The organism is Micromonospora sp. WMMA1998 (genome assembly GCF_027497375.1).
Taxonomy (GTDB): Bacteria; Actinomycetota; Actinomycetes; order Mycobacteriales; family Micromonosporaceae; genus Micromonospora; species Micromonospora sediminicola.
Genome location: NZ_CP114911.1, coordinates 5,387,387 through 5,408,821, shown reverse-complemented (window position 1 = coordinate 5,408,821; position 21,435 = coordinate 5,387,387). Strand labels below are relative to the sequence as shown.

At 69.9% G+C, this 21,435-nt stretch carries 19 protein-coding genes and 3 tRNA genes; 7 read left to right on the top strand and 15 right to left on the bottom strand.

The annotated features are described in order from the left end of the window. Window positions 1–62: 62 nt before the first annotated feature. Window positions 63–560, top strand: a complete 498-nt coding sequence (locus tag O7600_RS25145) for a hypothetical protein (protein ID WP_281590941.1) — start codon at window positions 63–65, stop codon at window positions 558–560. A 64-nt stretch (window positions 561–624) separates the two neighbouring features. Here the strand turns inward: O7600_RS25145 and O7600_RS25140 are convergent, their stop codons facing one another. The 6 genes from O7600_RS25140 to O7600_RS25120 form a co-directional block, all read right to left on the bottom strand. Further along, complete coding sequence (locus O7600_RS25140) at window positions 625–1,194, bottom strand: kinase (RefSeq protein WP_281590940.1); 570 nt, start codon at window positions 1,192–1,194, stop codon at window positions 625–627. A gap of 15 nt (window positions 1,195–1,209) precedes the next feature. Continuing rightward, the gene (locus O7600_RS25135; RefSeq protein WP_281590939.1) at window positions 1,210–1,872 is read right to left on the bottom strand and encodes a pentapeptide repeat-containing protein; all 663 of its coding nucleotides are present in this window, start codon (window positions 1,870–1,872) and stop codon (window positions 1,210–1,212) included. Window positions 1,873–1,966: 94 nt separating this feature from the next. Next, complete coding sequence (locus O7600_RS25130; protein ID WP_099164738.1) at window positions 1,967–2,275, bottom strand: hypothetical protein; 309 nt, start codon at window positions 2,273–2,275, stop codon at window positions 1,967–1,969. 91 nt (window positions 2,276–2,366) lie between these two features. Further along, window positions 2,367–2,528, bottom strand: a complete 162-nt coding sequence (gene amcA / locus O7600_RS30170; protein WP_348651359.1) for a multiple cyclophane-containing RiPP AmcA — start codon at window positions 2,526–2,528, stop codon at window positions 2,367–2,369. Between the two features lie 448 nt (window positions 2,529–2,976). Then, a complete protein-coding gene (locus tag O7600_RS25125) occupies window positions 2,977–3,861 on the bottom strand; it encodes a phosphotransferase (RefSeq protein WP_281590938.1) in 885 nt (294 codons plus the stop codon). Between the two features lie 7 nt (window positions 3,862–3,868). Beyond that, a complete protein-coding gene (locus O7600_RS25120; RefSeq protein WP_281590937.1) occupies window positions 3,869–5,221 on the bottom strand; it encodes a hypothetical protein in 1,353 nt (450 codons plus the stop codon). A gap of 446 nt (window positions 5,222–5,667) precedes the next feature. Between O7600_RS25120 and O7600_RS25115 the strand changes: the two genes are divergently transcribed. Then, window positions 5,668–6,552, top strand: coding sequence for a hypothetical protein (locus tag O7600_RS25115; RefSeq protein ID WP_281590936.1), 885 nt, complete (start codon window positions 5,668–5,670; stop codon window positions 6,550–6,552). Window positions 6,553–6,754: 202 nt separating this feature from the next. On the opposite strand, the gene O7600_RS25110 is transcribed toward O7600_RS25115, so the two are convergent. The 4 genes from O7600_RS25110 to O7600_RS30165 all read right to left on the bottom strand — a co-directional run bounded on the left by O7600_RS25110 (window position 6,755) and on the right by O7600_RS30165 (window position 11,434). Beyond that, window positions 6,755–6,830: transfer RNA gene (locus O7600_RS25110), tRNA-Lys, on the bottom strand. Between the two features lie 63 nt (window positions 6,831–6,893). Beyond that, a complete protein-coding gene (locus O7600_RS25105; protein ID WP_281590935.1) occupies window positions 6,894–9,959 on the bottom strand; it encodes a VWD domain-containing protein in 3,066 nt (1,021 codons plus the stop codon). 120 nt (window positions 9,960–10,079) lie between these two features. Then, a tRNA-Met gene (locus O7600_RS25100) sits at window positions 10,080–10,160 on the bottom strand. Between the two features lie 395 nt (window positions 10,161–10,555). Further along, on the bottom strand, window positions 10,556–11,434 hold the full coding sequence (locus O7600_RS30165) for a macro domain-containing protein (RefSeq protein WP_348651358.1): 879 nt from the start codon (window positions 11,432–11,434) through the stop codon (window positions 10,556–10,558). Between the two features lie 498 nt (window positions 11,435–11,932). Here O7600_RS30165 and O7600_RS25090 point away from each other — a divergent pair, with 498 nt between their 5' ends. Genes O7600_RS25090 through O7600_RS25080 form a run of 3 tightly spaced genes read left to right on the top strand, consistent with a single transcriptional unit; the run spans window position 11,933 to window position 12,611 of the window. Beyond that, window positions 11,933–12,130, top strand: a complete 198-nt coding sequence (locus O7600_RS25090; protein ID WP_281590934.1) for a hypothetical protein — start codon at window positions 11,933–11,935, stop codon at window positions 12,128–12,130. 29 nt (window positions 12,131–12,159) lie between these two features. Further along, window positions 12,160–12,435, top strand: a complete 276-nt coding sequence (locus O7600_RS25085; RefSeq protein WP_281590933.1) for a hypothetical protein — start codon at window positions 12,160–12,162, stop codon at window positions 12,433–12,435. 53 nt (window positions 12,436–12,488) lie between these two features. Further along, window positions 12,489–12,611 carry a hypothetical protein gene (locus O7600_RS25080; protein WP_281590932.1) on the top strand — a complete coding sequence of 41 codons (123 nt, stop codon included), beginning with the start codon at window positions 12,489–12,491 and terminating at the stop codon, window positions 12,609–12,611. Window positions 12,612–12,626: 15 nt separating this feature from the next. Here the strand turns inward: O7600_RS25080 and O7600_RS25075 are convergent, their stop codons facing one another. The 3 genes from O7600_RS25075 to O7600_RS25065 form a co-directional block, all read right to left on the bottom strand. Then, window positions 12,627–17,366 (bottom strand): hypothetical protein, encoded by a 4,740-nt coding sequence (locus O7600_RS25075; protein WP_281590931.1) that lies wholly within the window; start codon window positions 17,364–17,366, stop codon window positions 12,627–12,629. A 31-nt stretch (window positions 17,367–17,397) separates the two neighbouring features. After that, window positions 17,398–17,832, bottom strand: a complete 435-nt coding sequence (locus tag O7600_RS25070) for a hypothetical protein (RefSeq protein ID WP_281590930.1) — start codon at window positions 17,830–17,832, stop codon at window positions 17,398–17,400. Window positions 17,833–18,144: 312 nt separating this feature from the next. Then, a complete protein-coding gene (locus tag O7600_RS25065; protein ID WP_281590929.1) occupies window positions 18,145–18,570 on the bottom strand; it encodes a hypothetical protein in 426 nt (141 codons plus the stop codon). Between the two features lie 101 nt (window positions 18,571–18,671). Between O7600_RS25065 and O7600_RS25060 the strand changes: the two genes are divergently transcribed. Continuing rightward, window positions 18,672–19,238: a hypothetical protein gene (locus O7600_RS25060; RefSeq protein ID WP_281590928.1), complete on the top strand. Its 567-nt coding sequence runs from the start codon at window positions 18,672–18,674 to the stop codon at window positions 19,236–19,238. Here the strand turns inward: O7600_RS25060 and O7600_RS25055 are convergent. Together O7600_RS25055 and O7600_RS25050 are read right to left on the bottom strand one after the other, a co-directional pair. Further along, window positions 19,228–19,563 (bottom strand): DUF4326 domain-containing protein, encoded by a 336-nt coding sequence (locus O7600_RS25055; RefSeq protein WP_281594263.1) that lies wholly within the window; start codon window positions 19,561–19,563, stop codon window positions 19,228–19,230. The two genes, O7600_RS25060 and O7600_RS25055, sit on opposite strands and share 11 nt — an antisense overlap. A 241-nt stretch (window positions 19,564–19,804) precedes the next feature. Beyond that, a tRNA-Lys gene (locus O7600_RS25050) sits at window positions 19,805–19,880 on the bottom strand. Between the two features lie 187 nt (window positions 19,881–20,067). Here O7600_RS25050 and O7600_RS25045 point away from each other — a divergent pair. After that, window positions 20,068–21,339, top strand: a complete 1,272-nt coding sequence (locus O7600_RS25045) for an Ig-like domain-containing protein (protein ID WP_281590927.1) — start codon at window positions 20,068–20,070, stop codon at window positions 21,337–21,339. Window positions 21,340–21,435: the final 96 nt, after the last annotated feature.

The following is a 21,435-nucleotide window of genomic DNA, read 5'->3' as shown; positions in this document are numbered from 1 at the left end:
AATAGCATGCTGCGGCCCATCCCGGTCCGCGTTGCTGGCGGGCACCCGAAGAAGGGCCGAGCATGAACCACGACCTGACCGGCCGCAAGAGCCCGCCGATCGTCGCCGTCGCGGTGGCGGCGGTGTCCGGCCTCGGCGCCTGCGGGCTCGCTACTGCGCCCGGCGACGACCCATCCGGCAAGCAGGAGGTCGCCAGCGAGGGCGTACGGATCTCGGTGCCGGCGGAGTGGCCGCGTAACGCCGTCAAGTGCGGCACGCCGGTCCGGGACACCTACGTCGTCGACCTCGACATCGTCGCCGGCTGCTCGCTGACGCCGGCACCCCGCGTCGACTACGCGGAGATTCGGCGCTCCAGGGATCTCACCCGCGACCCGGCGGCGGCGATCGCCACCGACCAGGGCGACGCGGCCGGCCACCCCGTACGCCGGGGCGGGGACGTGTTGCCGGACGGCCGGACGCGGCGGGTGGTGGTGGTCGCCGACCAGCGAGTGGTCGTCATCGCGGTCGCCGACGACCCGGCCGACGCCGACGCGATCGCCCGCTCACTCCGGGTCGACTGACCTGCCCAGGGCGCCGTTGTCACGGTGCGTCGCAATGGCCTCATCGGTAGCCGTCCGAGCTGCTCTACGGGGACGAAAGGTTCGGTAGCAGGTCGTCGTCGCGTCCGGTCTGGGGCAGCCCGGCGGCAACGGCGATGGCCTCGACCGCCTCGTCAAGTCCGGTGGTCCCGGGTAGGACGAGTTCGTCGGGCCAGCCCAGGACGTCATGGGCGGCGTACCAGCCGCGCATCTGCTCGGCGGTGAACTCACCGGCCTGCGGCCTGGTGAGGTGCCGGCGCAGGGTCTCGGGCAGGGACACGTCGAGGTAGCAGAACAGCGACCGTCCCTGGTGGCCGTCCCGTAGCGCCGTGAGCATGCTCCGGTGCCGGCCGGTGTGCAGGATGCCCTCCAGCACGACGTGGTAGCCGTGGTCCAGCGCGAACCGTACGGTCTGCGCGATCAACGCCGGTGCCGCGCCGCCGGGCTTGTCCCGTTCCCTCAGCACGATGCGGCGCAGGTAGTCCTGCTCGACCAGGGCGCAGCCCCGGCCGTGCCGGCGTCGTAGCTCTCGGGCGATGCTGCTCTTGCCCGAGCCGGAGTTGCCCCGGATACAGACGAGGATCGTGTCCGGGTTGCCGGTGGGTTCAGCGAGCACGATCCCTCCTCGGATTCACTCGCTGCGCACGGTGAGGTCGAGGGCGGCGACGGTCAGCCGGGTGAGGTCAGGGAGTTGGTCTTCGTCGACGGTGACGCCGCGCAGGTTGTCCAGCGGCGTCTTGAGGTCGTGGAGGCGGCTGCCCCGAAGGTCGGTCCCGTCGAGGTGACAGGAGTCCAGTTCCAGGCCGGCGAGGTCACATGACCGCAGCGCGATGCGTGGTAGGCGGCAGGAAGACCACGCGCCGTTGGCGAGAGTGCAGTCGGTGAAGGCGACCGAGCCGGCGGCGGTGACGCGCTGGAGGGTGGCGTAGTCGAAGCGGCAGCCGTCGAACAGGACGTCCTTGAGGCGTACGTCGGTGAGCCTGGTGCCAGTGAACCGGGAGCCGGTGATCGCGCACCGTTCGATGGTGATGCCGGTCAGGACCGATCCGGAGAGGTCGGTGCGGGTGATCTCGCAGCCGTACAGGCCGCCCGCCTCCCAGGCGCTCCCGCTCAGGTCCGAACCGGTGATCATGCTGCTGCGGATGCTGACGTCCTCGATGTGCGCCCCAGGCCACACGGCGCCTTCGACGAGGGCCTCGCTGAGGCCGTCGGCCAGGACCCTGGTGGTGTCGAGGTCGCCCCGTTCGAGGTCCGGGAGTAGGACCTTCACGTTGCCGATCGTGGTAGTGCGCATGTGTCCTCAACCGATGTCGGCGCGGGGGTGGGCACAGGATCTCACCCGACCGTCTGCGGTGGCACATCGATGACGCCAATCCGGCTCATGACGGTTACTCCTCATGGTGAGGAGTCTCGGCGGTAAGTCGGTAGGAGCGGGTGTGCCGGGCGGGCCAACCGAGGAACCGGTCGTACATGTCCCCAGCGGAGCCGGTCACGCTCGGGTTGAGCCGGTGCAGATCGTCGATCGCCTTGTGCAGGCAACCGGCCAGGTATAGGAAGAGGCTCACCGATGCGTTCTGGTACTCGGCCAGGAGCACGATCTTCGCCGCGCCGCAGGGCCACGGTTGGCCGCACCGTCGGCACAGCCACAGCGGCCGCATCGGCACGTGCGGCCGGCAGTGCTCGTCGGTGGTCGTCATCCCGACCACCCCGGCAGCGCCAGCGGATGCAACCGTAGATGCACCAGGGGCACAGGCGGACCGATCTCCGCGTAGAAGCCCCGGTCGCTGCTCATCGAGCCTCACGCTTCCGCGTCTGCCGCTCGAACACGATCTGCCAGACGTACGTCAACAGCGGCGGATCAACCGACGCCGGTCGCACCGCTTGAGCCGCTGCCGGGCGGCCTCTTGGCGAGTCGCCCATCGTCGCGTTGCGCGAGAGGTAAACGGTCATGGCCGGTCTCCGCTCGGGTCCGCCGCCTGAGTGCGGTGGGCTTGCCGGCGCGCCGGCAAGCCCACCATCGTCGGCCAGCGGCGGGGAGCAAACCGCCGGTCACCCGCCCACACAGCCTCGCTGGCGGTACGCGAACGGAGAGTCACCCGTACGGTCGACGGAGTGCCCGGCGCGAGCACTTGCCGGTGCGTCGGGTCGCATTCCGACCTGTCGCCGATCGACACGTCCATCTGGTTCTCCCTGGCGTGACATTGCCGCTGACCCGCCGGCGCCATGGGATCAGGATGGTCCTGGATCGTTCCGCCGACGTGTTCCTGACGTCCACGATCGCGGGCGGCGTGGGCCCGAGACAGACCCAGCGTGGTGGGCCACGGTGGGCCTCCCTGTGGTCGACATCGGTCGATATGAGGAGGGCAGGCGGTACTACCCCGCCCCTACGAGACTCATCTCAGAGGATGTGCCAACGGCGGAGCTCCGGCCCGCCGTGGACAAGTCCTGCAATCCGATGGTGCACCTCGTCGGCGGCCTCGGTCCCGGGGCGGGACTTTCGGGCGTTGGTAGCGATCATCTGCAGCTCGCGAAGCTGGCACAGCTCCTCGAAGCCCGGCCAGCAGGTGGCATCCCAGCCGTAGGCGGCGGTGAAGCCGGCGAAGGCATCGGAGCCGGGCGGATCGAACCGGCGGCAGTGGACAGCGACCGTGGCAATGTCCCACTCGCGGGGCCCAAGGGCGGCGCCGTCCCAGTCGGCGAGTACGGGCGTGCCGTCGAAACGCCGGAGCGCGTTGCGGATCTGCGGATCTGACTGGATCAGGCTCGTGCCACGGGGAAACCGCATCGCCTCCCAGCCGGCGGCCAGCGTCTCGAGCCGGCCCAGCAGCAGATCCTGTTCCTTGCCGTTCAGGATCTCCGAACGGGTCACGGATAGCTCGATGCCATGGATCGGCCGCAGCACGGGCAATGGCAGCTGCGGAACAGGCAGGGAATGCAGATCCCGGAGAAGGCTTCCGAGTTCGGAGACGGTGATGGGATGGTCGTGGGCGGGGTCCAGACGCTGCCAGACAGTGACGGCGTGCCCGCCCACCTCCAACGGCTGGGACAGGCCCGGGTGAAGGCCGACCGTGGGGAACTCTCGATCCACCAGCCAGTCGACCACGGCCACCATCGCGCGCACCCGGTTCAGGTCCTGGTCGCCAGGGGCGATCTTGATGACGACGTCCCCGACGGCGTAGACGGCGTTGGTGTGGTGCCGCAGCAGAGCCGCGTCCGAGTCGGGGTAGCCGAGGAGACGACATACCTCGGCGAGCACCGGCCGAGTGCGCGCCTCGACGAACATGGGGCTCCTAGGGACCGAGTGCGGCTGTGGTCCCAAGCCTACGGGCGCGCTCGCGGCAGGCCCGTAGGTATTCCGTCAAGGTGGCGACCTCACCCCGCTGGCTCTCTCCAGGAATCGCCGTGGTCACGTCGCTGGCCCGGGTCAGGATGATCTCCGTCCGCTGCGTCTCGGGCAGGTCCGCGACGGCGTCACGCGCGGTTACCAGTGCCTCGGTCACCCGCCGATCCCGCGCGAGGCACATCGACCGGTCCAGGGCAATGAGCGCCGCATCGATCGGCACGGCCGGAGCCGTGCCGTAGAGCCGCAACGCCTCGTCCTGGACCCGGTACGCCTCCACCGTGTCACCGAGCCAGGTGTACGCACCGGAGAGGTAGAACAGCAGCCGCTTCGCCGGAAACCTGAACGCCACGTCGGTGTCCTCGTCGCCAGCCTGATCGAACAGCCGGCGTGCCTGATCGACGGCCGACCGCGCCTGCTCGTTGGCACCGATTCTGGCCAGGGCACGCGCCCTGCCCGCAGCCGCCAGGGCACCCGACGACGATGCGGCCGGGGTGACCGCCAGAGCCGCATCAGCCAGCGCGACGGTCTGGGCGGGATCCCCGAAGTAGTACGGCAGCATCGCCGCCTGGGCGCGCACGAGCACCCTGAACCGAGCCTCCCCGCTGTCGTCCGCCGCGTGGATCGCTGTGCCGTACCACCGTCGAGCCTCGGCAACATCCCCAAGCCTCATCAACGCGTCGGCGCACATCGTCGCCAGCAGCGCCGCCACCCCGGACAGCCGGGCCTGGACCGCCGCCGGCTGGCGCCGAATCGACAGCATCTGCACCTCTCGGCAGTCGGCGGCCAGCAGCGCCAGCATCGTCTGTGGCGAAGCCGCGGGATAGACCCGCAGGTGCTCGCCAGCGCTTTGCTCGATCAGCTCAAGCTGCCGAGGGGCGACACTCGACGCCGCCAGAGCCTCGTCCAGTCCCAGACGGAGTCTGACCATACCTCCGGCCTCGTTGCTCCCCATACGGGCAGGCGATCGATCCGTTCCACCGGCCACGGTCTCGATGCTGACGTCGCGCGGCATAGTGCCGTCCCCGTCGCGGCCGAGCCCCATGACCGGACGCGGAATGTGAAGACCCACGGCGATCCGTTCCAGCACCTCGTACGCCGTGACCTGTCGGACGCCTTTGGCGATCTCCGTAGCGCGGTGAGGCGAGAGGCCTACGAGAGCGGCGATCCTGCCGTAGGACACGCCTCGGGCGTGAAGGAAGCGGAAGACCGCAGTGATGTCGCGCCGCTGAAGAAACTCGCTGATCGGTCGGCCGTTCCACAGCCCCGAACTCCACCACTCGGGATCCACCTGCGCGGCCATGATCACCTCCGATCGGACGACGACCACCTGACAGCACAACGCATCCGCGCCAACACATCAAGTCAATGACGGTCGAGTCGACAGCCCAACCAGAGTCGACGCTCGGGGTGGCATCCGGAAGACCCACGATGAGCCCTCAGCGTGTCCCCTCCTGGGATCAGCGCAGGCTCCGGAGCGCCATGACCTGTCCAGCCCGAGCCTTGGTCGCCGGTCTGGGACGGAAGCGAGTGATGCAGATGAGGGAAGAGCCGTCTATCAATAATCCGTCGCAGCCCAGCAGATGAAGCAGATCTATAGGCTCCCACCAGGCAGAACGCCCGCAGAAGGTGGACACCCCGAGTCGAGCTGCCCCGGCCCAGTCACACATCCATTGGCATCCATCTTTGCCTGACATAGAGTCACTGGCTAGTCACATTGAGCGCAAACGACCGGGCGGCGACTTGCGGATGATGACCAACACCCACAGAGCCAACTGCGCAAACGCCCAGAGGCCGGGCTGCACATGCTCCGGCTGCGGGGGCTCCCAACACGGCTGGCAAGGATGGACATCTCTGGCCGCCGACCGGCCAGAGAAGCGCGACGACCGGCGGCGTGAACTCACGGAGAAGGTGGAGGAAGACAGACGATCCGGACGCCAGAAGTTCAACGCCCACAACCGGGAAATCTACTTTGACCTCGCACGCCTGGACATCACCGACTACCTGTGGGCCGCCGACGGCCGAACCAGAATCAACGGCCGACTGCCACGCGATGGTGAGCCAACATCGATGTCATCAGACCTTGGCCGGATGGACACCCTTGCCCACCAGGTCATGGAGAACCCGTGGGACGAGATCTCAGACGGCATAGACAGCCTCGTCCGGAATAAGGCTGACGCCAGGGAGGTCAAGAAGCGCCTGGCTGATCACACATGGTGCGGCCTGCTGGTGGCCCTGATCCAGTTGATCGAAAAGATCAACAAGACCGTCGAACTGCTGACGGATACCGCCAAGCAGTTCATCACCGACGCGTTGTCGCGGCGGTTCGATTCGGGGCTGCCCCGGCTGGTGACCGACGCCGTCATCCGCCTTGTCGTGGACAGGGTGTGGTCAGCCCTGGCGAGGCTGCTGGAGGCTCACTTTCCCCTCCTCGGAACAGACACCCTGCGCGTCTTGAGGATGCTGGCCATCTTCACCTGCCCCTCGGTCGAACACCACCCAGAGGTCTACAAGCACGCCGTCCGGCCGCTCATGGGCGACGGGCACGAGATCATCACGGACGAGATCAAGACGCACGTGGTCACCCTCTTCAGCGCGTGGTGGCGGCGGCGCGCCCCGGAAGCTCTGGCCTGACGCGCCCCGGACACGCCCGGTCCCATCAAGCCCGGAAAAGAACCAGCGGTGCGCGCCGGACGTACACGAGACCCGCGTTCAGTCCGGGCAACACCGGCCCGGTCCAACGGCTCCCGACCACCCACCGAGCCACCACCCACTCTCGGCGTACGCGAAAAAGGCCCCGACCCGGTGTGAACCACCAGGTCAGGGCCTTGCTCGTTGGTGCGCCGCCAGGGACTCGAACCCCGAACCCGCGGATTAAGAGTCCGCTGCTCTGCCAGTTGAGCTAGCGGCGCTCACCGACAACGGGACGAGACGTTAGCACGCCCCCGCGCCGCCCCCGAACGGCAGGGGTGGCCTCACCGCACCGCCAGCGTGACCTGCCCCGTCGCGGCCCCGGACGGGTCGACCAGCAATGTGTACGTGCCGGAGGACGGCAGCACTGTCGACGCGATGCCACCGGCCCCGTTGATCACGCAGCCGGTGGCGAGCGTGCCGCCGTCCGGGGCGCGCAGCACCAGCACGCCGCACTGGTCGGGCAGGGTGGCGGCGGTCGCGGTCACCGTCACCGAGGCGCCGGCCGGGGCGGTGAACCGGTAGCCGGTGACCGCGCCGGGCCGGTCCACGACGGCGACGACCGGCGGCCCGCCGAGCGCGGTCGTCGCGTCCCGGTCGCGGCCGGTGATCAGGCGCAGGGTGGCGGTGCCGGTGCCGCGTTCCACCGGGTCGACGACCACGGTGTACGTGCCGTCGGCGGGCAGGACGGTGCCGTCGACCTCGCCGACGCCGTTGATCACGCAGCCGCTGTGCAGCAGTTGCCCGTCGGCGTCCCGCAGTTCCAGCGGCGAGCACTGGTCGGTCAGCGTGCTCTCGGGCACCTCGACGTAGACCCGCTCCCCCTTGCCGCCGGTGAACCGGTAGCGGGCCCGGGCGCCGGGCTGCGCGATCGAGGCGGTCACCGCCGGGCCGTTGGGTTGCAGGGTGCCGTCGCTGTCCTTCGCCACGAAGACCCGAACGGCGGCGCGGCCGGTGTCGCCGGGGGCGGCGGTGACGCGCAGCGCGTACGTGCCGGTGGTGGTGAGGTCGACGCGGTCGACGTACCCGACGCCCTTGATGACGCAGCCGCTCGCGATCTCCCGGCCGTCCGGGGCGACGAGCAGGTACGGCGAGCAGCGGTCGGCCATGCCGGGCGCGGTGACGTCGACGAAGACGGCGTCGCCGGCGCGGCCGGGGAACGCCAGCGGCGCGCCGCCGGGGGTCAGGCTGGCGGTGGCGACGGGCACGGCGGTGATCGGCGTGCCGGACGGCGGGACGACCCGCTCGGTGGTGGCGCCGGCCACGGCGAACTCGGGCCGCCCGCTGACGGCGACGTCGAAGACGCACTCGGCGAGCTGCGCGGGTGAGGTGACGCCGGCCCAGCGGCAGACCTGCTCGGCGGACGCGCGGCGGGCCGGGTCGAGGTCGCCGACGGTCACCTCGCGCTCCGGGAAGGCCCGGTCGGTGAAGGTGGCGGTGTTCTCGCCGTCGGCATAGGGGAACAGCGAGCGGTCGCCGGTGATGCGCCAGCTGTCCGCGTACGCGGGGTAGAGCTTCCCGAACGGCACCGGCTGGGTCAGCGGGGCACCGGAGGCGGGTGCGATGTCGTCGGCGGGGTCACCGTCGAAGTCACCGAGCAGGCCGCGCACCTTCCCGGCCCGGCCGTCGGCAAGCCGGACCAGCACCCGGTAGCCGTAGCGGCCAATCTGGTCCACCGCGGCGGCGGATCCGTCCGGCCACGTCAGGTCGTACCCGTCGGTGGGGCCGGTGTCGGACGGGCGGCGGGTGAGGCTGCCGCCGCCGGGCAGGTCGGTGCGCTCGGCCGGCACGGCCGGTGGCGCGCCGTCGACGTGCACGCGCGTGCCGCCGTCGGTGAGGGTGAGCGCGACCCGGTGGGCGCCGAGCCGGAACGCGACCGCGGAGTTGACCGAGGCAGTCCGCGTGCCGGCCATCGGCGCCTGCCGGACCTGCACCTCCAGCGGGTCGCCGGCGGTCGAGGCGACGAGGGTGAACTCGCCGACGGCCTGGAAGTCGTAGGCGACCCGGTCGAAGGTGACCAGGTGCGGGTCGCCGTTGCTGCCGCCGCAGTCCGCCCCGTCCTCGCAGAGCTTCACCGGCCCCTTCGGCGGGGGTGTCTTCTTCGCCGGCTTCTTGCACTCGTCGAGGCTCTTCGGCAGCGGCTTCCCGTCGTACTCCTGGCGCGGCGGCAGGCCCTTCGCCGCCCGGTAGCGGTTCTCCGCGAGCGTCGCCTTCACCTCGGCGGTACGGATCCCGGTGCTCCCGCAGTCGCCCTGCGGGACCGCGCCCCGGGAGATGTCGTCGGCGTGGTTCAGCTCGTGGTAGAGCGCGGCGCAGGGGTCCCGGGCCACGCCGTCGCCGTACGGGTCGGTGGAGGTCGGGTTCCAGGTGACCGTGGACGACCCCTTGCCGTCGGCGCTCTCCGGCGTCTCGAACGCGCCGGAGCCGCCCGGCGTGGGGATGATCCGCACCCGGGGGCTCTTCTTGTCCTTGAGCCGGGGCAGCAGGCCGGACGGGTCACCGCCGGGCTGCGCGAACCCGGCCAGGCAGCCGTCGACCAGGGCCTGGAAGTCGACGCCGGCGATCGGCACGCCGGCGGTCGGGTCGACCGAGTAGTCGGCCCGCGCCGGGCGGGACCCGCCGCCGACCAGCGCGCCGACCGCCACGAGCAGCAGGACCGCCGCGGCGGCGGTCGGCCGGCGGCGACGGACCAGGAGCAGGACGACCAGCGCGGCGACGAGCAGCGCCAGCAGCAGCGCGCCGAGGGCCGGCCAGAGCCAGCGCCGGCCGGGTCCGGGCCCGTCGCCGACGGTGAAGGTAGCGGTCCGCAGCGCTGTCGCGCCCGGACAGAGGTTCGTCGCGCCGGTGATCGGGACTGTCACGTAGCCGGCCGTGACCTCGTACCGGCCGGGGGCGCCGACCGGCCAGAGCGTGTCCAGGCCGCCGCCGTCCGGGGTGGCCGCCACCGAGCGGAGCACGACGTCGCCGCCGGGGAGGCGGACGCCGGTGAGGGTGACGGTGCCGGTCGCGCCGGGCTCTACAGTGGTCAGGCCGGCGGTCGCGGCGGCCCCGATGCCGTCGTCGTGGAAGCTGCGGGCCAGCGCCGGAGTGACGTCGCGCCCGTCCCGGCGTACCCCGGTCACCTGGACCGTGCCGACGGCGCGGGTGGGAAGCGCGCAGGCCGCACCGGTGGCGTTGGTGACGGTGAGGTCTAGGCGGACCTGGTCGCCGGCGCGGTAGTCCGCCGCGCCCGGCCGCAGGGCCAGGCCGAGGCCGCCGTCGGCGGGCGCCGCGGCGGCGCCCACGGCGCCGGCCACCAGGGCGGTCACCAGTACGGGGAGCGCTGTCGCGAGTCGCGCCGTCCACCTCATGGTGGGGACTGTAGGGGCGGAACCGCGCCGGTTCCCGTGCTCTGTCGGGGACCGGTCGCTCCTGGTCGTCGCGGGAGACGAAGAAGTCCCGACCTGATGATCAGATCGGGACCTGCTCGTTGGTGCGCCGCCAGGGACTCGAACCCCGAACCCGCGGATTATGAACCCGTCGATGCCGTGCTCATCGGTTCCGCACGGCGCCGGCAGTCCCCCATCCCCCTACCAGTCCATTGTGTGTGAGCCGCCTCGTCCTAACGGTGCCCACCTGTCCACGGCGCGCGAGCACCCGCATTGTCGGCTCCGCCCATAAGCTGACCTCCCCAAGGCGTAAAGCGCCATGACCATGAGGGCTTCCCGGCGGCGCCAACGGGGAGATCGTCTCCTTGGAGAGCGAGTGGGAGGCCTTCGTTCTCGTGGCTGCAGAGCCCCATGCACACGTCGGCGCCGCCAAGGCGTCCACTGCGCAGCACGTCGGTCGTCGGCTACGTCTTCGCCTTGTTGCGCTTGGACGGCAATCCAACGCTCGAGTTGCCCTACGGGCAACGTCGGGATGGGTCGGCGGTGCGCCAATTGTGCCAGGCGTAGGTGAGATTGAGTCATTCAGCCGGGAGTGCGCTGGGTTCGCGTCGCGCGGCGTAGCGATCGAGCAGAATCGGCACTCCCGTGTGCACCCACCATGGAACGTGGACGGCGCCGGCAGACATGCCATGGCCCGGGTCGAACTCGGGGACGTATATCGCTCCGGCGTGGTCGTGCCACGGTGCCGAATCGCCACTGGTGAGATGTTCGCCCACAACCTGCTCGATGGTGTCCATGATGAGCGTCCGTAAGTCGAACCAATCGTCTGGCAGCGGCGTGTCAGCGAACCGCGCGCGAAGTTCTCGCCACAGGGAGAAGTCGCCGCGCAGCGAATACTGGATCGGCTCGCGCTCGAACAAGGAGCCGACGCCGTCTGTGTCTACGGGCGGCGGACACCGAACCCAGACGGCTGCGCGGGTTCGGTTGTGCATAGCTTCGTCGAGTGCGACGAGCCGCACCTCGTCGACGCCCGCCTCAGCGGCCGCGATGGTCTCGATCGCCGCCTCGATGGCATCGGCGTGTGGCCAGCCGCGGACGCCGGTGCTGATCAGCGGGAACGCGACACTGCTCGCGCCCAATTCGTCGGCGACCTCCAGCGCGCGCCGGTAACACGACTCAAGCAGGGAGCGGTCGCGCTGCCCGGCGTGATAGTTGGGGCCGACGGTGTGGATCACCCACCGGGCGGGCAGGTCGCCTGCCGTGGTCCATCCGGCATCGCCGGTGGCGAGGCCCTTAGGAAACCGGGCGATGCAGTCACGCAGAATCGCCGGGCCTCCGCCGCGATGGATCGCGCCATCCACACCACCACCTCCGCGCATCGCCTTGTTCGCCGCGTTGACGACGGCGTCCACATCCTGCGTCGTGATGTCCCCGAGAACGGCGGTGACGAATGGCATGGCATCAGTCTGCCCGGGGGCACCGACAGAGCCGGGACCACACCGGCACACGGCTCCACCGCTCCTGCCGCTTGCGTTGCAGTCCGACCGCTGACCACATTCGTGGCGGCACGGCAGGGCCTTTGATCATCTAGTGATCTTGAGCATTGGGTGGGGTCCCTGCTAACGCCGAACGATTCGGACGTGTGCCGGGGCAGCACGATCTACCGCCCACACTGACTGCCAAGCACGGGGTCAACGTCGTTACACCGCGGCCCTCATCTCGCCGGTACGACGCGTACGCCGGAGGCGATTACCGCTCGACCCGTTGAGCTGCAAGGCCGCTGGTGGCTGAGGGCGTACGGCGAGTCTGCTTCCGCGAGGTCTGAGGGCTCTACTGCCACGGGAGGTCCGGTCTCTTGAGAGACGTAGCCGTCCGAAGCGACCCGGCTGACGCCCTGCCCCGGTCGACGCGCGCGCACCGGCCGACCGCTCCAGGCGGTCTACAAGTATCTGAAGGTGCTGGAGGACGCCGGGGTGGTGAGCCGGCCGGCGGGGCCGCAGCCCCGGCCGGATGCGGACGTCTTCGACCTGATGGACACTTGGATTGAGCGCCACCGGCGCCGGGCCGAGCAGCGCTACCGCCGTCTCGACGCCGTGTTGGCGCAGCTGAACGACGACACGACCGACCAGTCCGGGAAGGCAAGGGCGGCATGAGCTACGCCACATCCGAAGGATACTCACCGATGGCACTGTCTGACCGGCCGGCGGAGCGGCATCAACAGGTGAGCGGCGGGTTCACCGACCGGGTCCGGGGCACCCGGTCGTGGGACGCGCCCGCGCCGGCGCTCGGCTGGACCGCCCGCGACGCGGTGCAGTCGCTGCTCGGCGACCCGGCCACGGCCGGACGCCTGCTGTCGAACCCGCACGTCGGCGAACTGCCGCTGGACCGCGCGATCGACCAGTTCTACACCTCCGACGTGTTCATGCACACCTGGGACCTGGCCCGGGCCACCGGCTAGGACGACCGCCTCGACCCGGCTTCTGCAGGCGACTGCGGGCCGGGATGGAGCCGATGGAAGAAATCATCATCCGCTCGTCCGGGCAGTATGGCCCGCGGATGCCGGTGCGGGCGGACTCCGACCCGCAGAGCAGGATGCTGGGCTTCATCGGCCGGGACCCGGAGTGGACCGCCTGACAGTCGTCGGGGACGTCAGCGGGGCGGCCACTCCCCGCGATTGAGTCGCGTCAGCACGTCGTTCGCCTCCTTGAAGCGCCAATTGCAGACCCGTCCGAAACCGCCCACCGCAGAGGACTTGCAGACCTGCAACAGGGACGTCGCGTACTCGATCCAGTTTCGGTGCGGCGGCGGGGCCTCCCAGTCGAACGGGTCGGGATCATCGCTGGCCTGGGCTGCGAGCAGGATCGCCCGGCCGCTGAGGAACTTGGTGACGAGCGGGGTATTGCCGGTGCGGTCCTGCTGGAGGATGCGACAGGCATCGAAACAGTCGAAGGCCCGGCGGGCGCGTTCGGCCACCGCGGTGGCGTCGTGCTGCCCCTCGGTGAAGTCGGCCCGCCTCAGGTAGATCGAACCGAGCGCCTGCAGGAGATCCACGTCGGTAAAGTTCTCCAACAGCAACTCGCCGAGCATCGAGGAACTCTCGTCCTCCCCCACCATGGCGTCCTGTTGCTCCACGCCGTCGCCGTCCGCCGGCTCCGCGACCGGACCGCCGTGGGACAGTTGCCGTAGCTGGGTTCTCACCTCCGAGCTGAGCTGGTCGGCGATCGATCTGTGGAAGACCGAACCGTACCGTCGGGTGGTGAGGTACCGGCCGATGTTGCGGGAGTAGTTGTCCCCGATGATCTCGTCGAAGACCCGGTCGACCCGACCCCAGTCGACCTCCTCGTCCAGTTCCAGCGCGATCCGGTGGCGAAGCAGGGCGAAATCGGCGGGCAGCGAGCGCTCCTGGATCTCGTCGTCGAGCAACTGCCGGGCGTCCGTGAGCATCTGTTCGCGCTTCGCCCCCGGCAGGCGGTTGTCGTACTGGGCCTGTGTCACCGCGCTTTCCACCGCGCCGTAGACCGCCCGGAGCCGGTCGTGCGCGTTGGTCGCCATCGTCACCAGCTTCTGGTATTCGACAATCGCCTGGCCGTGCTCCCAGATGTAGCGGTGGAAATCGGCGATCGACGCCACCAGGGCCGGATTGTGTGGCCACCGATCCTCGGCACGCCGAAGCAGCGCCCAGACCGCGCTGTTGTCGACATCCTTCCGCCAGATCACCGACTGCCACCGCTGGTACTGCCGTTCGAGGTGCACCTGCATCCGGCAGAGTTCGATCGACGGTCCGTACACCCGCTCGTGCCCCTGCAACGACCGCCGGCGCTTGCGGTACGCCTCCTCGAGCCGCTGCTCCTTGATCCTCCGGGGCAGCCGGCTGAAGTCCTCGCCCTCCCGGGCCGACGCGACGGTCAGGTTGCCCTCCTCGGACCACAGCTTGCGCATGCACCACAGGTCGAGCATGGCATGGGCCCGCGTCATCGGACCGTCCTGGTTACGCAGCCATTCCTGAGCGATTCCGGCCTCCCGCTTCAGCTGCGTCCGGGCGCCGCCCGGCGCATCCCGTGGCGGGCTCCACATGATGACCGTCCGGAGCGCTTGCAGCCAGAGCAGATAAGCACGGGCAGCGGTCTCGCCACCGGCGGTGGAGGCGCTCAGATCGCGGCCGGTCTCGGCGAGGCTCAGCGCTCGGCGCGCCTCCGTAAGCGCCTCCTGGAGCTGGTCGTTGACCCGCAGGGTACGGGCCAGAAATAGGTGCGCCTCGACCTGCGCGATCAGCAGGGCCTGCTGCCCCTCACGCTCCTCGGCGTCGCCCTGCAAGAGCAGCGACAGAGAACGGCGCGCGGCGGTCAGCCGCCGGTCCGTCTCGACCAGACCACGGAAGGTCCCATGCATGAACCGCCAGACCGCGACGCGCACGGCGACCGGCCACGGACCGTATGGCTGCCACGCCGTCGTGAGCTGGTCGAGCACCTCGGTGACGAACGCGTCCTGGTCGTCGGCCGCCCGGAGCTCCAGCGCCAGCACCGAGGCGGTGTCGATGTGCCGGGAACACCAGAGCGTGAGTTCGTCGGCGCGCGTGGAGAGGCCGAGCCCGGTCTTCGTGCGCGCGAACGCCCGGCGCAGGCCGCTGATCCGGTCGGCGTGGCTGTCGGCGCACCGCGCCTGCAGCCGGCCCAGGCGGTGCTCCATCTGCAGCCGGGTCATCTGCTGCCGGGTGTCCCGCGCCTCCGGGAGAAGCGTGAATGTCTCCTCGGCCTTCCCCCAGATGCCCCGGGCCTGGTCCCGCCGGCCGGCGTCGACCTGGGCCTCCGCGGTGTTGAGCAGCCAGGAGAGCACCACCAGCACGCGGTCCGTCCGGCTGGCGCCGCCGGTGACGGCTCCCTGGTAGAGGACGTCGGCCGCCCGCTCCCGCGCGGCGAGCAGGCTCGTCGTCGACCGGAGCCGCCGGCCGGCCAGGAACAGGGTCGCGTCCACGGACTTGAGCAGGTGATAGGACACCAGGTCGGCAGGGCACGCCACGATCGCCTCGGCGACCTCGGACGCGGCCCGCACGAGTCCGTCGAGTACGCCGGCGGCCGTGCCCTGCTGCCGTGCGGCCACGGTCAGGCGCGCCGCCGCCGCGAGGAGACGCTCCAGGTCGGCGGTTTCCGGCGAGAGAGCCGATTCGACGGCGGCGACGGTCACCGGCGACGCCGAGCGCTCCGGGACGACGCTGAGGTACACCGCGTCACCGTCGTACGCATTGATCACGGAGAGCGCGTCACGCAGCCGCGGTAGCCGGCCGGCGGCGTTCTCGTCGATCCACCCGACCGCCCACCGGACCGCCTGGACGAGTTCCGGGACGCGGTCCGGGCTCAGCTGGCTGATCGTGGCCTGAAGCGCCGTGCCGGCCCTGGCCAGCGCCTCGTCCAGCTCGTCCGGAGACGCCTCGCGCTCGGGGCCGGGTAGCGTGCCGATGGTCCGTCGGATCGTCGCCATGCCCGCCGAGTCCACGCCCTCGGCGCTCTCGTCGACACCGAGCAGGACGAGCAGGAGCAGGCGCAGGGTGTTCCGGCTGGCCGGGCCGATCCCATAGGACGGCCCGCCGTCCCCGGCCTCGATCCGCAGGACTCGGGCGTCCGTGAGCTGCTCGATCTGGGCCCGGAAACCCACGTCCGCAGATTGCAGGACCTGATGGCTGACCGGCAGCCCCTCGGTCAGCGCCCAACAGATCAGCACCGCGAGGGGCCCGTGCCGGTGCCCGGTCGGCGACGGTTGCCGCAGTTGCAGACCACCGGCGTCGCGCAGGGCCCGGAGCACCGTCGGCACGGAGCGGTTCAGCAGTGCGTCGACCAGGTTGCTGGCGACGAGTTCGCCGGTGTCGGTCAGCTGGTGGTCGGCGATGAACCCGTCCACCCCGTTCACCAACACCCCGGGCAGCCGGACCAGCGGATCATTGAGCCGTCGCAGGACCTCGGCCTTGAGGTCGGGGCCGTCGAGCTCGATCTGCTCCGCGTCGAGCAGGTTGCCGAGCAGCTCGCCCGCCTCGTCGTCGGAGAGCTCGCCGAGCGGGATCGGTGGCAGGTCTCGTAGTTGCCCGTCGCCGGTCAGGTCCAGTTTGGTGCGGGCCTTGACCACCGTCACGGCCCGCCGGAAATAGGGGTCCTCCAGCAGGGTGTCCAGTTCCGCCCGCACCGCTGCCGGGTCGGGCCCGAGCCGCGTGCAGTCGATGTGGATGAGCAGTTTCCGGTCGCCCACCTGCTGCATCAGGCTGGTCACCAGCCGTCGGCGGCGCCCGTCCAGGCTGGCCATCGCCGCCGGCTCGATCGCGTCCCGTTCGTCGAGATGTTCGCCCAACGCCCGGGACAGGCTCTCCAACACCGGTTCTTCCGCGGTGGCGATGGGGATCTCCAGCCCGAGCAGGACATCCTCCTCGTCGAACGTCCCGCGGGAACGGACCTCGGCGATTAACTGGTCGGCGAAGTGGTCCTTACCCGCCTTGAGCGGACCGGTGACGGTCAGCACGCCACCCGCGACGACTCGCTTGGCCCCGAGTTGGAGTTCGCGCTTCCGCCCGACGAACCGGGCATCCCGCTCCGGCCAGGCCAGCAGCCCGGGCAGCCCTCGTTGTCCACTGAACGGACTGGCGGGTGGCCTGGTGGCCAGGATGTTTCTGGTGACGGGCGGTGGTCGGTACCGGCGGTTCCGCAGCCATGGGTCGTCCTCCCAGGCCGCATGGTTAGTTCTCGGCTCCCCCTCGAGCAAGGTCGCGGCGCGCGCCAGCACCGTCCTCGGCGACAGGCTCCGCCCCACCCCGGGCGAGCCTTCGAAGCCGGCGAGGAGCGCGGCGGTGAACGGGGTGAACTCCTCGTCCAACCGCGCGTTCTGGGCCGGCACCGCGTCGGTGGCCGCGATCAGCAGCCAGCCGGCCGCCTCATTCACCGCCTGAGTCTCGGCTTTGAGACTGCCGGCGGCGGCCCCGGAATAGCAGCAGTCAAGGATGAGCAGTTTCCGCGCAGCCGCCGATGACGCGGCGGCTTCGGTCAGCTCGGGCATGGTCAACAGTGTGCTCGTCTGGCTCAGGTTGGCGTCTGAACCGGCCAGATAGAGCGTGCCACCGCCGTAGAGGGCGTGACCGACGAAATAGATGAGCAGAATTCCGTCGTCATCCGGGATCCGGGCCGCGTTGGCGACCGCGTCGAGCATGTCGGCCTTGGGCGGGTCGGCCTCGACGACGAGCCGGTGGTTGCCGCGTAGCCCCCACAGTTCCGGGTCGGCGAACGAGCGGCGTAGGGCACCGGTGTTCCGTGGCGCGGCCGGCACCGGCTCCAGCGACGTGTTCGGATAGGTCTCGACGCCGAACAGCACCGCCGCCGACTGCGAGGGATCTACCCGATCCGACCTACTGCCCATCGGAACCTCCTATCGGCGACCGCCGCCCCCTCTACTCGGCCGACCTGAGCGCCGCCACCACGGCGTCGACGTCTCCACTGATGCTCACCGTCTCGTGGCGGGCGCCATCGGGCAGATCGGTCCGGGTAATCGTCGCGGAGATCTGCTGGGCGGCGCGGCCACCCCACCGACTCTTCAGATAGTCGTAGAGGGCCTGCACGGTGAGCGGGAGCAGGACGTTCTGCCCGATGAACTCGATCACCTCGGCCGCACCGAGCGTCTCCGGGCGGGGCGGCGGAAAAATTGTCCTGACCCGCGCCTGTCGGGTTCGCGGATCAGCGGTCAGCACGGACACGACGCGGCGGTTCTCGTCACTCTCGCCACCACGCACGTCAATCAACAACCGCATCGCTACCCCTTCATCCCGCCGGCAGAGTCGTCGTCCATTCTGGCAGGCGAGGTCAACATCCTGTGATCGGATGATCATTGAGAACCTTCGTGTCGCTGTCCACGGCGACCGAGCACCCGCCGAGCACCCGGATGTACGTTGACCCGAGGCGTACGCCGACAGGCGATAACCGCCACCCCAAGACGGAGCCCAATGCTTCGGGCCAGTGGTTCACCAAGTTGGTCCGGCGGCAGTCACGAACCGCCGCCGGACCAGCCTGTTACCGCTGTCGCGCTTTCCTCCACGCCGCCGCGAACACCGGCTCCGGTTCCTACAGCCCGTCGTCGGGTCGCTCGACGAGCACGTCGAAGTACCGCAACGCCTCCACCGACCGGGCGCCGCCACATTCGCTTACCTCGAGCCAGGTGGCCAGGTCTTCGCTGCTCGCCGGAGCGTTGTAGTCGAACGCGGCCGCCAGCGTCGGGTGTTTGCCAGTCCGACCTGGTCGACGAACACACCGGCGACTTCGGCGCTGTTGAGCCTTGCTGCGGTGATCGCATCGCACACGCGTCGGGCGGTGCGTTCGGTGGCCGCGAGCCGTGCGGCGTCGTCGAGTAGCACCGTCCATCCGCCGGCGGCCGCCAGCAGCATCTTCTGGCTGGCCGCGTCACCGAAGGACGAGATCTCGTTGTCGACGACCCACGACCGCAGCCCGCCCGGCGACAGTCGGCGCAGCACGATCACCCGGTCGGTGACCTCCCCCAGCGGCGGAGCGTCGTCCTTGCTGAACAGTTCGCTGACGCTGGCGTCGACAACTGCGACCAGAGAGCGGGTCACCCCTGCTGCCGGCAGCAGGGTGTCGACCTGCAGCAGCTCGTTGAGCGCGTTGTCGAGCCTGGTTGTCGGCTGGGCAGCCCCGCGAGAGCTGGAAGCCGATCGTGGACACCATCACCACCGGGCGGCACCTCGCCAGTCGGCAGTCCCGTCGAAACCTCCTCGACCCACTCGTCGAAGACTCCATGTGCCGGCTCAACAAACAGGCCCGAAACGACCCGAGCGCACGATCGATCGCGCTGATTCGCGTGGCCGACATCTCGGCTCTGCAGGTCAAGCGACATCCCGGCTGGTCGGCGGAGGATCGCAAGAAGATCGCTGGATACCTCAACCAGCTCGACCTACTGGAACCGGCCAAACGCAGCCCGCTTCAAGCACCACGCTTCACCGGCGCCTACCGCTATCGCTGCGCAGACCGTCATTGCCGCGGTCACCAACAGACACTCTGGGACTGGGAGTTCGTCGCCCTACAACGTCGTCTAGACCAGCTCACCGACGCGGAGGCCGAGGAGCAGCTGAGAAACATGTTCCTTACCCAGCTCTGCGCCGCCGACCGCGACGTCGCCTTCTACGTAGGCAACCAAGCGGCAAGACCGCAGTCCTTCAGCGTCGGCGGCGTATACGCACCGAGACGGCCCACCGCCCGGTACCGGCCGCGCGTCAACCGATGATGTCGGCCAGCACGTCGGCATGGCACGCATCCTCGACCCGACACCAGCACGCCAACTGCTTCCCAGGGAGTTCCCGACGCGCCCGGTCAACAAGGGCCGGCTGCCCCACAAGCCACTGCCGATAGAGGCGTAACGCCTCCGCCCGATCATGCTTCCGCAGGCTGAAAGGATTGGCCCAAGGAGAACGCCGCAACCCGAACCCCTGCCGCCCCACGTACACGGCACCCCGGCGGCACCACCGGGTGATAGAGATCCCCCTGCACACGAACCCGAGGCTGTCCCCCCACGCCGCCAGCGTAATCGCAATGATCGCCCCCGCCTGCATGCTCGAAGGAAGCGCGTCGACGCCCGGACTGGCGGATGCCCCAATGACCCCGAAGGCCCGATGCAGACTGGCCACCTCAGAGATGGCCATGAGCGCAGGCGTCCACGGAACAACCAGACGTCCCCCGCAACGCCGACCCGGTCCAACGGCTCCCGAGCACCCACCGAGCGACCACCCGCCACCGCCGCATACGAAAAAGGCCCCGACCTGGTGTGAATCACCAGGTCAAGGCCTTGATCGTTGGTGCGCCGCCAGGGACTCGAACCCCGAACCCGCGGATTAAGAGTCCGCTGCTCTGCCAGTTGAGCTAGCGGCGCTCGCTGACAACGGGAAGAACCTTAGCATGCCCGCTGAGGCGGGTCCCAATCCGATACCGGGCTCCACCCTTCGGTCGAGCTTAACCGGCAAAAATGCCCAAAACACCCGACCGGCACGGTACCGGGGCGGGTCCGATGGCGTCGATGGGGCACGATGTCCGCCAGGCACGCTACGACAGGGGTGGGCATGGGCAGGTTCGCGCGGGCCGGGGCGATGGTGGGCGCCCTGGTCCTCACGGCGTCGCTGGCACTGACCGGGTGCGGCGGCGACGAGGAGAAGCCGGCGTTCGTGCCCGGCCAGCAGCAGGTCGGCGGGGTCTCGTCGAGCGCGCCGGATGCGAGCGCCGCGCCGAGCGACGCCGCCGACGCGGCGCCGCCGCTGACCGTGAGCCCCGCCGACGGGGCGACCGGACGGCCGGTCAGCAGCGAGATCAGCGCCCGGATCCCGGGCGGGGGCACGGTGTCGAAGGTCGTGCTCACCACCGCCGACGGTGCCACCGTCGCCGGGCGGATGCGACGCGACGGCTCCAGTTGGGTGCCGTCCACCGCGCTGAAGTACGCCACGAAGTACACCGCCACGGTCACCGGGACCGGTAAGGACGGCGCGCCCCACCAGGGCACCAGCACGTTCACCACGATGGCCAAGCCCAAGTCCATGATCGGCTCCGGCCTCTACCTGTTCAGCGACAAGACCTACGGCGTGGCCATGCCCGTGGTCGCCGAGTTCTCCCCCGGCATCCCGAAGAAGGACCGGGCCGCGGTGCAGAAGCGGATGTTCGTGCAGACCGACCCGCCGCAGCCGGGTGCCTGGCACTGGGTCGACAACGGCACCCAGGCCTACTACCGCGCCCCGGAGTACTGGAAGACCGGCACCACGCTCACCGTCCGGCTGGCGCTGGCCGGGATCCCGCTGAGCAACGGGAAGTACGGCAACCTCGACCGGAGCGCCACCGCCAAGATCGGCCGGGCGTTCGAGATGTCGGTCGACAACGCGACCAAGCGGATGACCGTCTCCGAGAACGGTGCGGTGATCCGCACGCTGCCGGTGAGCCTGGGCAAGAAGAGCACCCCGTCCTCCAGCGGCACCATGGTGGTGATGGAGAAGAAGGAGTCGACCGTCTTCGACACCCGCGACGAGCCGGACCCGAACAACCAGTACGTCACGAAGATCGACTTTGCCCAGCGGCTCACCTGGGGCGGCGAGTACATCCACGCGGCCCCGTGGTCGGAGGGGGTGCAGGGACGCCGGAACGTGTCGCACGGCTGTGTCAACGTGTCGATGGCGGACGGCCGGTGGCTGTTCGGCAAGACGCTGATCGGTGATCCGATCACGGTGAAGGGCACCGAGCGGCAGCTGGCCCCGGGCAACGGGTGGACGGCGTGGAGCATGAGCTGGTCGCGCTTCGTCGAGGGCAGCGCCCTGCCGGTGCCGAAGGGCGGGCAGTCGGCGCCGTTCTGACCGGCGTAACGTGGTCGGACGCACGTCGCGAGCGGCCTGCCGGAGACGGCTCCCCGAGGTCAGCGCCGGGTGACAACAGAATCGTTACACCGTCGC

Bases quoted from the DNA above. Each gene is read 5' to 3' on its own strand.
- O7600_RS25145 (WP_281590941.1), top strand. From the start codon at position 63: ATGAACCACGACCTGACCGGCCGCAAGAGCCCGCCGATCGTCGCCGTC.
- O7600_RS25135 (WP_281590939.1), bottom strand. From the start codon at position 1,872: ATGCGCACTACCACGATCGGCAACGTGAAGGTCCTACTCCCGGACCTC.
- O7600_RS25130 (WP_099164738.1), bottom strand. From the start codon at position 2,275: ATGACGACCACCGACGAGCACTGCCGGCCGCACGTGCCGATGCGGCCG.
- amcA (WP_348651359.1), bottom strand. From the start codon at position 2,528: ATGACCGTTTACCTCTCGCGCAACGCGACGATGGGCGACTCGCCAAGA.
- O7600_RS25125 (WP_281590938.1), bottom strand. From the start codon at position 3,861: ATGTTCGTCGAGGCGCGCACTCGGCCGGTGCTCGCCGAGGTATGTCGT.
- O7600_RS25120 (WP_281590937.1), bottom strand. From the start codon at position 5,221: ATGGCCGCGCAGGTGGATCCCGAGTGGTGGAGTTCGGGGCTGTGGAAC.
- O7600_RS25115 (WP_281590936.1), top strand. From the start codon at position 5,668: ATGATGACCAACACCCACAGAGCCAACTGCGCAAACGCCCAGAGGCCG.
- O7600_RS25105 (WP_281590935.1), bottom strand. From the start codon at position 9,959: ATGAGGTGGACGGCGCGACTCGCGACAGCGCTCCCCGTACTGGTGACC.
- O7600_RS30165 (WP_348651358.1), bottom strand. From the start codon at position 11,434: ATGCCATTCGTCACCGCCGTTCTCGGGGACATCACGACGCAGGATGTG.
- O7600_RS25085 (WP_281590933.1), top strand. From the start codon at position 12,160: ATGGCACTGTCTGACCGGCCGGCGGAGCGGCATCAACAGGTGAGCGGC.
- O7600_RS25080 (WP_281590932.1), top strand. From the start codon at position 12,489: ATGGAAGAAATCATCATCCGCTCGTCCGGGCAGTATGGCCCGCGGATG.
- O7600_RS25075 (WP_281590931.1), bottom strand. From the start codon at position 17,366: ATGGGCAGTAGGTCGGATCGGGTAGATCCCTCGCAGTCGGCGGCGGTG.
- O7600_RS25070 (WP_281590930.1), bottom strand. From the start codon at position 17,832: ATGATCATCCGATCACAGGATGTTGACCTCGCCTGCCAGAATGGACGA.
- O7600_RS25055 (WP_281594263.1), bottom strand. From the start codon at position 19,563: ATGCAGGCGGGGGCGATCATTGCGATTACGCTGGCGGCGTGGGGGGAC.
- O7600_RS25045 (WP_281590927.1), top strand. From the start codon at position 20,068: ATGGGCAGGTTCGCGCGGGCCGGGGCGATGGTGGGCGCCCTGGTCCTC.